The organism is Methanosarcina baltica (assembly GCF_055394095.1).
The window spans coordinates 2,304,649-2,317,681 of record NZ_AP042463.1; the positions used below are offsets into that span (position 1 = coordinate 2,304,649).

Genomic DNA, 13,033 nt, shown 5'->3' on the forward strand with positions numbered 1-13,033 from the left:
GAGCAGGAGCCGGTTTTTCCCGGCAAAAAAGAATTATTCCTCTCTGGAGGATTCTTCTTGAGATTCCTCTCCGGAGGATTCCTCTCCAAGGGGCCTGGCATTTTCTGAGACGTCCATTTCAAGTTCGGACTTATCAACATCAAATACTATCATGCCGGTGGTCAGCTTTTCAGCTTCCTCCCGCGTGAGTTTTATCGCTTTAACTTTCTTCGAAACAATCGCGCTGTTTCCGAGGGGGTCTTCGATTACAAGCACGATCTTCCTTTTGCCTTCCATTACTTCCCCGAGTATGGACATCAGTTCCTGACTGCGGGCGAATTTTTCCTCGTCATCAACAGACCATTTGCTGGCCGTTATCAGGACATCCATAATCCTTTGCAGCACGCCCTCAATGTTGGTCACGTAAGATTGTGAGATCGTGCCGGGTTCGACATCTATGCCAAGTTCCGGGATGCGGATGGTACCCGAGGTGGAGCGGATTACCCTTGCGTTCAGATCTTCCAGGCCCTCGATTGAAAGCTCGTATCGCATGGGTTCTTTGCTCGCGAGGATCATGGTGTCGGTAAAGCGGAACTTGCAGTTCTCACAGACCCCTGTTATGTACATGACCTCCCCGAAATAGGGTATGTCGTCTCTCTGCCAGTTTATTATAATCTCTGTGTGGCAAATAGGGCAGTTAATCCTCGTTTCAAAATTCTCCTTTGCGAAAAAATTGTTATTCAATATCTCCCACCGATGAGTTTGGATCTATCAATTTTAATACCTGTAGGGGTCACTATAACCGTGTTTCCCTTAACACCCGCAATGTCTCCATGCACATCGATAACCACATCTTTCAATTCTTTCAGGACACGGTCTCTCAGGAATTCATCCCCTTTAATGTTTGAGATGTCTATCATCAGGATGTTTCCATTATAAATTTCCTGTTTCAATGCACCTACCTGATTGGTGTTTGAGATTTCTGCAATTTTTATGTAGGTTTCTGCAGGTACTTCTTCCATGACTTCTTCGTACTTGCTCAGGTCAATTTCCGGAAACTCTTCGACACTGGTCGTATTTCTTGAGCTGCCGCCAAGAAGCTTGTCTATTATTCTAGCCATTTATGCCCGCCTTTTGTCTCTTTTTATATTTGGATAATAAGTCTTATATTGAAATCTATCTTAATTAAGTTTGCTGTCAACTCCTCCTCCCTAAAACCTTTGCCGATGGCTCATGTTTTTGAGGAAAGGGCATCCTGCTGAAGAAGGTGAATGCCGTTTAGCTGGTTGCTGTGGGACTGGTCCGTGATGGCCAGGGACTTTCCGTGCTTATTTTTCCTGCACTTCTTTTCAGATTTCCATGTTCCATATTTTGTCTCCCACATGGATAATGGACTGGACGGCTTTTCCGGATGTGGCTTCCACCATGGTCGGGCCGTCCATGAGGGCCCTTCCCACAGCAAGGGGTTTTCTGTGGGCTTCTTCCACCACTATGACAAGTTCCCTTTCCTTGATCTCGGGGTCAGCTTCCACTATACCGGGGCTCATGATATCCGCCCCGTTGTAAATAAAGCGGACTGCTCCCTTATCCACGACAACCAGGCGTTTTTTGAGTTCCATTTCAAGGGCTCCCCTCACGGTTGGATAGAGGGTCCCCTCAATCTCAAAAAACAGAGGTTTACCGTCTACGAGGATAATTGTGTATTCGTCCAGGGTGATTTTTTCAAATACACTATTCTCCAGCTTCTCGGCCTCTTTCCCGAAAAGCAAGATCATTTCCTTTACTAAGTTGTTCTTTACGTTTTTTCTTAGCTGAATTCTGGCTTTTATCTTCAATTGATCACCTAAAAATAAAGAGTATGGTCTTGACGTGTTCGTCTACTATCCATAGTGTTCCCGGCTTTTTAATATTTGTGTGCGGGCATGTTGAGTGGGGGAGAGGATTCCAGTTCCTTCCATCTCTTCCCTCCATCTCTTTCCTCCCTCTCTTACTTCCACCTCTCCCCTCCGGATTTTTTTCGTATTTCCGAAAAGCTTCAGAGCTTAATCAGGAGGGCGGCAAGGAGTACAAGGGCGCACCCCTGGAAAAGTTTTTCAAATCCAAGGACTCCGAGAAGGGAACTTCCGAGCACCGGGACCAGGCCGAGCCCGGCATAGACCCCTGTATTGAATAGCCCCATTGCAAAGCCGCTCGAATTGATTTTTGAAACTGCTGTTACAAGCCCGACAGCGGCGGCTCCGCCTCCGGCTCCTATCAGGGTAAACGCGAGGACCGGGTTTCCCGGGGAGATCAGGGTCCCGGCAGCCGTAAGAATGATCCCTGCCCGGATTACTGTCCTGTACTCGAACTCTGGCCTGCCCGCTGCAAGGGAGCCGAACATGGCTGCCAGGTATGAGGCTGCAATTGCTAGGCCGAGTTCGGGTTTTGTCAGAAAGTCTATACTGTATACGGGATAAATGGCAGTAACGACTCCGGTGGCGCCGTAGAGCAGGACTGAGATTCCCCATATCTTTCCAAACTTGCTCTTAAAGAGGGCACTGGCTATTTTTTTCAGGTAAAGTGCAGGGGAAAGCCCGGCCGGACTTTCTGAGCCTTGAGCCTTGCCGCTTTCTTTTTTTTCGGATGCCGCTTTTCCTCTATAGATTAAAAAGGTAAGGGCTGCAAGCCAGGCTAGCAGGGTGAAACCCCTAATTGCGGTCCTTATTTCATATCCCGCGAGCAGTCCTGAGAAATAAACCCCAGTGGCAAGCCCGGCGTTCAGTAAAAAGGTGAATTCCCCCACACTTTTCTGACGGTCCTTCTCCTCAGAAAGCATGGAATATGCGGCCGGAAAAAAGGCCCCGCAGCCCACACCTTCCACAAACCTGAAAACTCCGAGGACAAGGAGATTTTCTGAAAAGGAGATAATGCTTCCCGAAAGCACGGTCAGGAAGATTCCCAGGCCCACAAGGCGCAGGTTTCCCACCCTGTCTGCCAGGGTCCCGAAGGGGATCATGGTCAGTAAGGCCCCCACAAAATAACCGGAATAAAGCAAACTTGAAGCTATAGGTCCGCCTACTCCTCCCCCTGAGGCCGCAAGTTCCGGGAGGACCGGGATCACCGAATTGCAGAGGCCCTGAATTGTAAAGACCGATAGATAAAGCAGAAGTTTTCTGGAATTCATGGTTTTTTGATTTTGGTTTTGTTTACCGGTTTTGTTTACCGGTTTTGTTTACCGGTTTTGTTTACCGGTTTTGTTTTAAAGATACATTCTTCTGAAAAAGCCGCGGTTATAAATACGTTATCATGAATTGAGGAGAGATGTCTTAAGCTTCCTTAAATTGCAGGTTTACTATTTTGAAATTTGTTTAGGAATGGTGAAAATATAACTTCAGGTTTTATTTTGGGAGTTGCTTTATACTCATACATGTTGTGTTTTTGTGTAAGGGGGTGTTTGGTGTGTGTGCATTCAAACCACGGAAGACACGGAAAAACACGGAAAAAGAATGCAGGAAGACGGCAATGAAGGTTGCTCTGGCGTTTTTTAGTCTGCTTTCAAGAATCCAGATTTGTTTTTGAATCAAATTATATAAAGGTCCAAAGTACTCACCGACCATCAGGTTGGTTTCCATGTGTTCCGTGGTTAAGAAATGGTAAACAAAAATACTTGATATTATATTTGACTCATTCCTTAATATTTGGTGGTCCATTTGTATTCGATTGATATTATTTTGAACAATTAGAATGGGGCCTTAAGCTCCTTTTTTCCATTTTTTGCTGTGGGTGGAATCAACCTGCACCCAAGGTCAAAAAACACAAGCAAAAGACACATTAGATATTTAACCATGAAAACATCAACCATGTAACACTGGACGACCCGAATCGCTAGCTATATTAGTAATACACTTTAAAAATATAGCTGATCTTATTATTTAATTTAATACACTGTATAACCCATGATTTCTTTAATATTATATTACACTGAAGTAAATGCATAGTCTTTTATATAATAAATTTGCATAAGGTAATATTGTGAGCGGGAAACTATTTTTTCACATACCATACCCCCCACTCCCCATATGACCCCCCACTCCCCAAACCCGCTCACAATCCTTCTAATGTTCTTTAATATGGGTTTGGGTGCCTGAAAGTTTTTTGTTTTTTGTTTTACTTTTTCCGTATCTATTCAGCTACCTCTGTTTCTAACTTATATTTCGTATAAACTCAACAATTACTTTTTTCATATAGATTAATATAAAAATCATCGGATTTTGGAATGAGGTTTATGAAATGTGAAGAGATTCTTACTCAATGCCGTTCAGACCCTGAATCCATTGTTTCATATATTGAGGATCTTGAGTCTCGGTATGAAGATCTTGGATCTCGGTATGAAGATCTTGGATCTCGACACGAAGAGCTTGAATCTCGGTATGAAGATCTTGGATCTCGACACGAAGAGCTTGAATCTCGATATGAAAATCTTGAATCCGAAAACACCGAACTTCGAGAAAGACTTAATGAGTTAGAATCTCGCCTAAAAAAGAATAACCAAAACCAAAAAAGAAATCGACTTCCCTCTACTAACAATTCTACTGATAAAATACCTCAATCAAAAGGTTCACAAAAAGGAAGTTTTAGACGTCCTGGCGGCCAAAAAGGGCATCCTGGTTCTACATTAAGGATGATTAAAAATCCTGATAAAACAATCATTTATAAGCTACATAAATGTGAACATTGTGGTTGTAACATTGAGAAGATTGAAGTTATAAATTACGAGAAGAGACAAGAATTTGAAATAATTGTAAGGCGTAAAGTGACCGAACATCGTGCTGAGATCAAAAAATGTCCTTATTGTAACCGCAAAAACAAAGCTGCTTTTCCGAAATCAATTACAAAACCTGTCCAATATGGCAATATGGTTTTAACAATTGCAATTTACCTCCGAAACTACCAATTGATTCCCTATGACCGAATCAAGAAATTATTTAAAGATGCCTTTGGATTTGATATAAGCGTTGGTACAATAATTAGGGCAGAAAATAAGTTATTTCACAAGTTGAAAGGTGCTACAAACCACATCAAGAAGCAACTGATAAAAGAAAATGTCATCCATGGTGATGAAACTGGAATCGACGTTGGTGGTCAAGGGGAATACTGCCATTTAATCTCTACAAAAAAATATACATACTATTTCCATAATAGGAGTCGAGGATCAAAAGCAATGAATAAAATGGGAGTGTTGCCTAAATATAGAGGAATTATAGTCCACGATTTCTGGAAACCCTATTTTAAATACAAATGTGAACATGCGGCATGTAATGTCCACATTCAAAGAGAACTTAAAGACATTTATAACATATTCAAGCAAGTGTGGGCTGAGGAGATGTCTGATCTCCTATATGAAATTAAAAAATGCGCAGACTTTGCCAGAAAACAGGGCATACAAATAGATGAAGATACGCTCAAGACCTTTAAAGAAAAGTATCAGTCAATACTAATGAAAGGATTTGAGGACAATCCTCCACCTGAAATCTCGAAAGACAATGGGGTTAAAAGAGGAAGAAAAGCGCAGAGCGATGCAAAAAATCTCCTTGATAGACTTTCAAAGTATGAAAAAGAAATCTTGAGGTTTGCTACGGATCTAAGAGTTCCTTTCAGTAACAACCAAGCAGAAAGAGATCTCAGAATGATAACAGTTCAGCAAAAAATATCGGGAGATTTTAGGAAACCCCATGGAGCAGATGTTTTCTTTAGAATTAGGGGATACATATCTACACTAATAAAGAATAATATACCTACTATAAGTTCACTTCATGCGGCGATTGAAAATGTGCCACCCTTACCCTGAATAGATACCTTTTTCCTTTTGGTGGGCTATTCCAGAGTGTTTTTTCTTCCTTCTCTTAAAGGTTTCCGCAGGTTCATGTATGCCTGGGTTTTCAATTTCTAATGGTTTTACATGCTTTTTTTTCTCTGATGGCAGGGAATAATTTTAAATCATTATTTATATATATTTATCATTTTATTTATATAATTATGTATTAAAAATGCAAATCAGCACCCGATTATTTTTCAAAAGTTATTCTCCAACCTGATTCTCAAAAAAAGGAACGCTGATGAAAGCTGATTGTTCCGGGCCATGTTCTGATCTGTGTATTTTTTGTTATTAGAGGGCCAAGGTCCTGACTTATCTTCTCTGAACCTTTTCCAGGGCCAGGCCTGCGCTGTCCTTGAAGGGGTCGCCAACGGTGTCTCCTACTATGGAAATTTTATGGGCTTTGGAGCCCTTGCCTCCGTGGGACCCGTCTTCAATGGTGGGTGGTTGACCTTCCTTCCTTTTCTCCTTCTGGCCTGTGTCCTGTTTGCAGTTTGTGGTTTAATTCACACTGCGGACCTGGAGGACCTGGAAATCAAAATCTTCAGGGAAAGAGGTCAGAAATACAATAACTGTGTAACCGAGTTCTTTCACTTCCTCGATTGCCAGGGCCTGGGTTTCACTGACTTCTTTTGAATCGCTGACGATGCAGAAAGATTTTCTGTCGCCGGTGTTTATCAGAAAATTAAAGGCTTCGTTATAGGATTTTAAAAAGTTTACCAGGTGTTTCAATTCCTTCCAGGTGTTGCACATATGGGTATTTTTGGTACCTGTGTTTTCCACGTACCAGTCCCGGCTGACGTAGGAATAGGCTGCGTACTGTTCTTCCAGTTCTTCATAGGCCCTGAAGATTTTTCCAGTATCATTTTTCAGGTTGATCCATTTCCACTGTTGTTCCGTAAAATAACGGGCTGCAACGATCTCAAAGATCGCTTCCTTATCCTCAGAATTGAGCTGCATGATTTTACCTTCTTTTTTTTCGGACTGTTCTTCACTTTAAGACTGTTCTTCTCTTTCAGAACGCATCGTCCTGTGCATAACTTCTGGAAAAGTGCAGGGCCAGTTCGGCTTTTTCGAGTTCTCGGCCAATATAGGCCGCATGGTCCAGCCTGGAGATCAGTTTCATTTCAAGGAGAGTGTCCATGACTTCCCCTGCCTTTTCCCCTGTGACCACGGCGTTTTCATGTTCCGCAACAATCAGCCCTCCGTTGCCTTTTATCCGGTCGGGTACGATTCCTATACGGATGGGACCCGCAGGGTCGGTCCGCCAGTTCTTTGCGGCCTTTGCCCTTATTGTTTTTTCAGGGAGGACTTTATCAGGGCGCCTGCGCTTTTCCTTGATCCGGAGGAGGTCAAGCCCCAGGTCTTTGGGGGAACTTTCCCTGGTCCGGGAGAGGAGCATCATTCCGGAAGCCGTTTTCAGTTCCTGGATGGAGCCCTGAGCCTTGTTGCTGAACTCCGGGGTAAAGAGGATACTTGCACCAACCTCGGCCCCTATCCCGCAGAGGAGAGCATTGACTCCTATCGTGTCCACGTCCAGGAGTTCCGTTACGTTTCCTGCCCCGAAAAAGACGGGTATTTCAGGGTACAGCCTGTGGAATTCGTGATAGCGTACAATGGAGCCTGCAATTCCGTGTCCCACGGGGTCGAGCACGGGGTCTGCTATAATTTTTTTGATTCCGAGGCGCTTCGCAGCTTCGATGTTTTTTATGAGGCTTTCCAGGCTTTCTCCATCATCCGGGATCAGCACCACAGACACCCCGGCTTTTGCAACAGCTGGGCCCGCAGCCTCAAGGTTGCTCCCGTTAAGGCTCAGGACAAGGTCCACCCCGGCTTCAACCCCTTCCCTGATCAGGGCGGGGTCCAGGGTGTCGATGCTGATGGGAATTCCTCCTCCCTTCCGGCAAAGGGCCCTGGCAAGGGTTACGGTTTTTTTTACCTGTCCGGGTCCGGTGTTGAGGGAGGCCCCAAGGTCAATAATGTCTGCGCCCCTTGCGACAAAGCTTTCGATCTTTTCTTTGAGGGGGCCGGGCTCAAGTTCGGTAGCCCCAACGATTTCCCCCATGACCTTCATGCGGGCCTCTCCTCCTAGTTTCACTTTTCCGAGGTTCAGGAGGGGGTAGGCCTTTTCTTCACTTTTCCGAAGGAGGTCAAGCGCCATCTCTCGCCTCACATCGGCAAGCAGTTCACAGGCAGGGGTGGTTCCGGAAAAATCCACGATTTTGGCAAAAGGGAGGACGAATCCCAGGTCATAAGCATGTTTCGGACCCAGCCGGACCTTGCAGCCGAGTTCTTCCTCAACTCCTGAAAAGTCTCCGGAGACCAGGCCAGGGACAAGGACCAGGTCGTATTTCCCGGCAGGTTTTTCTGACAGAACAGTTTTAAGGAGTTTCCGGGGGGTGATGAAGGCGGCGATATCAATGTCCACAACAAGGATATCGACTTTTTTTCCAACTGCCTTCCTTACGGTGTTTTCTGCAAGTCTCCCGGTTGCGATTAATATATCCATGTTTTTTAGATATAACCACTGATAAAAAAGAGTATCTGTTCTGGTGTGACGTATCAATCAGGATTCCCGGCTCTTCCGAAGTTCCCGATTTCTGGCGATTTTTTCCTCCATGACCTTCGAACTCGAAGGTCTGGAGGGTGACTCCAGCTCGCCTGAAACCGGGTTTCTGCTTTTTTCGTTTTCGGTTTTTTGAGAGTTTTCTGCTTTTTTCTGTTTTTTAATTTATGAAATCAATTATTGAATCAGTTCCACTTTTTTTCCTGAGAGATCCGGCTTTGTTTACACTGGTCTGCCTTCCTTCCCTTCTCTGCTGGAAGTTTACAGAATCAGTTGTACTCTCAAAGAGCCCGGCTTCGGCCTGCGGTCCGAGGATCTGGGCGGATTGAACTCCGGTCATGATTGCCATTACCCGGATCTTTCCCTCATAGTCGTCTCTGATTCGTGCACCCCATATTACGTTGGCGTTGGGGGAGAGTTCATACGTTAGCATGGAGGCTACTTCTTCGGCTTCTTTTAGACTCAGGTCGGGTCCCCCGGTTACGTGCACCAGGCTTCCGGTTGCGCCCTTGTAATCGACGTCGAGCAGGGGGTGGTTAAGGGCAGTCCGGACAACTTCGTTGCTCTTGTCCTGACTCTTGGATTCTCCCACAAGCATTACGGCAACCCCGCCGCAGCCCATAATGGTCCTGATATCGGCATAGTCGAGGTTGATAAGGGATGGCACGGTGATGGTTTCCGTTATGCCTTTTACGGTTTCGGATATAAGCTGGTCCATGACCGAGAAAGCTTGGTCAATGGGGAGGTTCGGTACGTATTCGAGCAGGCGGTTGTTGTCCAGAACGATAACAGTATCCGCTGCCCTGCGCAGTTCTTCCAGACCCTCTTCGGCCTTGACAACACGGGCTCTTTCAACCCTGAAGGGGCTTGAGACCATGCCGACCACAATGGCTCCCTGTTCCTTTGCAATCTCTGCGACAACCGGGGCGACCCCTGTCCCGGTCCCGCCGCCAAGTCCCGCGGTTACGAATACAAGGTCCGCGTCTTTTAAGACCTCTTCAAGGGTGCCTCTTGCGAGTTCTGCGGCCTTTTTCCCCATTTCTGGATAGCCGCCTGCTCCAAGGCCCCTGGTAAGGGTTTTTCCCACAAGGATTTTTTTATCGGCCCGGACATTGTCCAGGTGCTGTTTATCCGTGTTGATACATACGGTTTCAGCTCCTTCGATTCCTATGTTGTAGAGCCTGTTAACGGTATTGTTCCCGGCGCCTCCGCACCCGACAATCATAATCCGTGGTTGCCCGAACTCTTCAAAATCGTCCTCAAACGTAGCGTTTTTTCGGTATTCCTTTTCTTTTTCAGTGTACTTCATCGCTTCCTGTACTATAGATTGCAATTCATCCCCTCGGTTGATTATTTTATAAATTTAATTAGTGAATTATTTTTTACACCCCACTCTTTGCTCAGGGGTTTTCAATTATTTGAACAGAATTCAAAGAAAATTTAAATTGAATCTGGATAAAATTGATCTAAACCTTCTGATAACCTTAAGTTTGTTATTTCTAATAAATTGAACTCTTATGATGTTAAATATTTTGGCTATGTTTGGTTATATTATTTAATATGTATGTCAACTTTACGTAGATTTCCCGTAAACTACCTCCTCATGTCAGCCTTCGGCTGCAGAGGAGGGGACTCCACTTGCTTCATTCCCCTGAGCAACCTCCACGGATTCACAGGCTCTTTCCGCCTTTCCAGCGCTGTATCTACAATATCTACATATTATGTAACAAGTGTAAACTTTTTTATGCTGATTGCAGCGTTAATATCCCTCTTATGGAATGAGGCTCAGGATAACATATGGCGGCTTCAGTACAGTTAAAAACGTTAGTTGTAATGAGAAAATCAATGTAATCAGTTACTAAACCCGGGTGGATTTATCTCAAACAGCAGAAGACTCCTTCCTCGACAGTTCCGACTTTGGAGAAACTGGCAGGTGGGAGATGAATGCGTCGAGACTAAGGCCCCCATTTTTTGTTTAACAGGGGACCTTAATGTTGTTTGACAGTGACCTTATGTTCTGTCCTCCTTTGCAGGAGTAGGTCCACATCGCCACTGTTATACTGGCTTGTTAATGACCTGAACACTTCCCCTACCTCTCAGGGATGTTTAATCCAAATCGAAATCTCCGAGAACGTGTGGAGTATCCTCGAATATCATGACCAGTATAACGAAAGGCTATTCAACTAGGGCTTACCGAAGCAAGCCCCTTACTCTAAAACCTGAGCCATTAGGCGAAGGTTTTAGGGAGGGGTAGTTGACAACCATAATTCCATACGTTTTGAGGGATCAGTATAATTTAATTATATTTTTAATTATATTAAGTGTTTGGCATTTCAAGTGCGTAAGTCCTAAATATTTTTTGTCCGCATCCGGGAGATTGCCTATTTGGATGTGGAAGCCCCTACATTTTTTCAGGAACTCATAAATCCTGTAGGTTGGGTTCTAAAACACCGGGGATAAGGTGCAGCCTTTTTTCCCTATTTTAAGCGCATATAAACATTTTTATATATATGATCTCAATAAATGCACTTTTAAATAAGGCCAGAATGATTCTGTGCTTAAATTCGTGCGCATAATTTGACATGAAGGGATATTTATGTGCCTGAAAATGTGGAATGCAGGGTTAATGGATAATCAGGTTTTTCTCTGGTTGCTTCGCTTATCTCTTAATATTCCGGGAAGTTCCGGCTACTCCGGGGCAGATTCCCGTTGGCCAACCAAACTTTCTCAAAAGGTCCGGTATTCGGGTTTCCTGAATACCGATTCGTATTTATTGTTTTGAAACCATACCACGAGACCATATCACGCCAGAGATTTTTGGGCATTCAATTTTTAGAGCATATGGCAGACAGTAATATTTATAATTCAAAGTCCCCAGGGTTATTTGGGATTTACCTATTTATAATTTACATAAAGATTATCCGGAATCCTTATATTTTCAGAGTTCACGAGAGGGAAAGCAATGAGCAACATTTTACGGAGGGGCAGGCTTGACGCGGCCCCGGATAAGGAAATTTTGAACTACACCTCCTCGATGGAGGCGGACAGGTGGATCTTTGACGCGGACATCCTGGTGGATCTTGCGCATACCGTGATGCTGAAGGAGCAGGGCATTATCAGGGCCGAAGATTGCGGGAAAATCCTTTCAGGGCTTTTACAGGTCCGGGAAGAGGGCATGGACAAACTCGACTTCAGTTACGAGGACATCCACATTTCCCTGGAATCCCGCCTGATCGACCTTGTTGGAGAAGACGTGGGCGGCAGGATGCACTCGGGCAGGTCCAGAAACGACGAGGTTGCGACCTGCATCCGGCTGGTGCTGCGGGACGAGCTGCTCGGGCTCCTTGAGGAAATCCATGCCCTCAGAAAAACCCTGCTGGCCCTTGCGGAAAAACACAGTGAAACCCTCATGCCGGGTTTCACCCACCTCCAGCACGCCCAGCCAACCACTCTGGCCCACCACTTAAGCGCTCATTCCCAGGCCCTCGGCCGGGACTTTGACCGGGTGATCGATGCCTTTTCCCGGGTTAACCTCTGCCCCCTCGGGGCTGCGGCCTTTGCTTCAACCGGTTTTAACCTCAACCGGAAACGGACCTCTGAACTTCTGGGCTTTGCGGGCCTTCTTGAAAACTCCATGGATGCCGTGAGCAGCCGGGACTTTCTGATCGAGTGCGCCTCAGTCTTCACCAACCTCATGGTAAACTTCAGCCGGATGGCCGAGGAACTGGTCGTCTGGTCCACTTCCGAGTTCAACTACATCGAACTCGAAGACATGTACGCCTCCACCTCCTCGATAATGCCCCAGAAGAAAAACCCGGACACCGCTGAGCTCATGCGCGGGAAAACCGGGGTTGCGGTCGGAGCCCTTATGTCCCTCATCACTATCTGCAAGGGCCTGCCCTTAAGTTACAACCGGGACCTTCAGGAAGCCACCCCCAACATCTGGCGCTCGGTCGAGACCGTGCGGGCCTCTGTTCGGGTGATGAAAGGAATGTACGGGACCCTGAAAGTTAGGGCTGACGTGCTGGAAGTCCAGGCAACAGCGGGCTTTACCACCGCGACCGAACTTGCGGACACCTTTGTCCGGGAAGCCGGAATTCCCTTCAGGACGGCCCATCAGCTTGTAGGGATCCTGGCCAGAGAAGGCTGCGAGCCTACCCTTGAAAAGATAGATTCAATCTCCGAAGTCGTGCTCGGAGAAGCCCTCTCGGCCCGGGGCCTGACGGAAAATCAGGTTAAAGAAGCCCTTGACCCGGAATCGAACATAAAGCGGAGAAAATACATCGGTGGGCCAGCTCCTGAAGAGATGGAGCGTTACCTCGCAAAGCAGAAAACGGAGTTCGAACTCAATGAAGATGAAATCGCGACCCTTAAGGACTCGATAGACTCTTCACTTGAAAAGCTGCTATCGGTTGTAGACGAGTGCCGGAAAACTTGAAAACTTGGAAACCTGAATTTTTAATAATATTAGAATGAGTATTTACAGGTAGGGAATCACTTTATACCCACACAGGTTATATTTTTGTTAATGGAAATATCTTGTGTGTGCATTCAAACCACGGAACACACGGAACACACGGAAAAAGAATCTCGGAAGACGACAATTACGGTTGCTCTGGTGTTTTTTAGTCTGC

The 13,033-nt window shown here is 45.6% G+C and carries 10 protein-coding genes and 1 pseudogene; 2 read left to right on the top strand and 9 right to left on the bottom strand.

The genetic code is table 11. The annotated features are described in order from the left end of the window. Positions 1–33: 33 nt before the first annotated feature. The 5 genes from ACZ5QV_RS10095 to ACZ5QV_RS10115 form a co-directional block, all read right to left on the bottom strand. Positions 34–723 carry a ZPR1 zinc finger domain-containing protein gene (locus tag ACZ5QV_RS10095; RefSeq protein WP_464599701.1) on the bottom strand — a complete coding sequence of 230 codons (690 nt, stop codon included), beginning with the start codon at positions 721–723 and terminating at the stop codon, positions 34–36. After that, entirely contained in the window at positions 720–1,100 is a 381-nt protein-coding gene (locus tag ACZ5QV_RS10100; protein ID WP_464599702.1) for a cell division protein SepF, read from the bottom strand. The genes ACZ5QV_RS10095 and ACZ5QV_RS10100 overlap by 4 nt, the downstream gene beginning before the upstream one ends. A gap of 110 nt (positions 1,101–1,210) precedes the next feature. Next, entirely contained in the window at positions 1,211–1,363 is a 153-nt protein-coding gene (locus ACZ5QV_RS10105) for a hypothetical protein (RefSeq protein ID WP_464602148.1), read from the bottom strand. Beyond that, positions 1,329–1,814: an RNA-binding protein gene (locus tag ACZ5QV_RS10110; RefSeq protein WP_464599703.1), complete on the bottom strand. Its 486-nt coding sequence runs from the start codon at positions 1,812–1,814 to the stop codon at positions 1,329–1,331. Before ACZ5QV_RS10110 ends, ACZ5QV_RS10105 begins: the two co-directional genes overlap by 35 nt. Before the next feature lie 200 nt (positions 1,815–2,014). Then, on the bottom strand, positions 2,015–3,142 hold the full coding sequence (locus tag ACZ5QV_RS10115) for an MFS transporter (RefSeq protein ID WP_464599704.1): 1,128 nt from the start codon (positions 3,140–3,142) through the stop codon (positions 2,015–2,017). Between the two features lie 1,101 nt (positions 3,143–4,243). On the opposite strand from ACZ5QV_RS10115, the gene tnpC reads away from it, so the two are divergent. Beyond that, positions 4,244–5,806 (top strand): IS66 family transposase, encoded by a 1,563-nt coding sequence (gene tnpC, locus ACZ5QV_RS10120; RefSeq protein WP_464599444.1) that lies wholly within the window; start codon positions 4,244–4,246, stop codon positions 5,804–5,806. Between the two features lie 339 nt (positions 5,807–6,145). Here tnpC and ACZ5QV_RS10125 read toward each other — a convergent pair. The 4 genes and pseudogenes from ACZ5QV_RS10125 to ftsZ form a co-directional block, all read right to left on the bottom strand. Continuing rightward, positions 6,146–6,271: pseudogene (locus ACZ5QV_RS10125) on the bottom strand (sodium/proton-translocating pyrophosphatase); the annotation flags it as partial. 63 nt (positions 6,272–6,334) lie between these two features. After that, positions 6,335–6,793 (bottom strand): hypothetical protein, encoded by a 459-nt coding sequence (locus ACZ5QV_RS10130; RefSeq protein WP_464599705.1) that lies wholly within the window; start codon positions 6,791–6,793, stop codon positions 6,335–6,337. Positions 6,794–6,848: 55 nt separating this feature from the next. Continuing rightward, on the bottom strand, positions 6,849–8,342 hold the full coding sequence (locus ACZ5QV_RS10135; RefSeq protein WP_464599706.1) for a dihydropteroate synthase-like protein: 1,494 nt from the start codon (positions 8,340–8,342) through the stop codon (positions 6,849–6,851). 217 nt (positions 8,343–8,559) lie between these two features. Beyond that, entirely contained in the window at positions 8,560–9,732 is a 1,173-nt protein-coding gene (gene ftsZ / locus ACZ5QV_RS10140) for a cell division protein FtsZ (RefSeq protein ID WP_464599707.1), read from the bottom strand. A 1,629-nt stretch (positions 9,733–11,361) separates the two neighbouring features. On the opposite strand from ftsZ, the gene argH reads away from it, so the two are divergent. Continuing rightward, on the top strand, positions 11,362–12,837 hold the full coding sequence (gene argH / locus ACZ5QV_RS10145; RefSeq protein ID WP_464599708.1) for an argininosuccinate lyase: 1,476 nt from the start codon (positions 11,362–11,364) through the stop codon (positions 12,835–12,837). Positions 12,838–13,033: the final 196 nt, after the last annotated feature.

Excerpts from the sequence above, each read along its gene's own strand:
- ACZ5QV_RS10100 (WP_464599702.1), bottom strand. The coding sequence starts at position 1,100 with ATGGCTAGAATAATAGACAAGCTTCTTGGCGGCAGCTCAAGAAATACG.
- ACZ5QV_RS10135 (WP_464599706.1), bottom strand. The coding sequence starts at position 8,342 with ATGGATATATTAATCGCAACCGGGAGACTTGCAGAAAACACCGTAAGG.
- tnpC (WP_464599444.1), top strand. The coding sequence starts at position 4,244 with ATGAAATGTGAAGAGATTCTTACTCAATGCCGTTCAGACCCTGAATCC.
- ACZ5QV_RS10115 (WP_464599704.1), bottom strand. The coding sequence starts at position 3,142 with ATGAATTCCAGAAAACTTCTGCTTTATCTATCGGTCTTTACAATTCAG.
- argH (WP_464599708.1), top strand. The coding sequence starts at position 11,362 with ATGAGCAACATTTTACGGAGGGGCAGGCTTGACGCGGCCCCGGATAAG.
- ACZ5QV_RS10105 (WP_464602148.1), bottom strand. The coding sequence starts at position 1,363 with ATGTGGGAGACAAAATATGGAACATGGAAATCTGAAAAGAAGTGCAGG.
- ACZ5QV_RS10130 (WP_464599705.1), bottom strand. The coding sequence starts at position 6,793 with ATGCAGCTCAATTCTGAGGATAAGGAAGCGATCTTTGAGATCGTTGCA.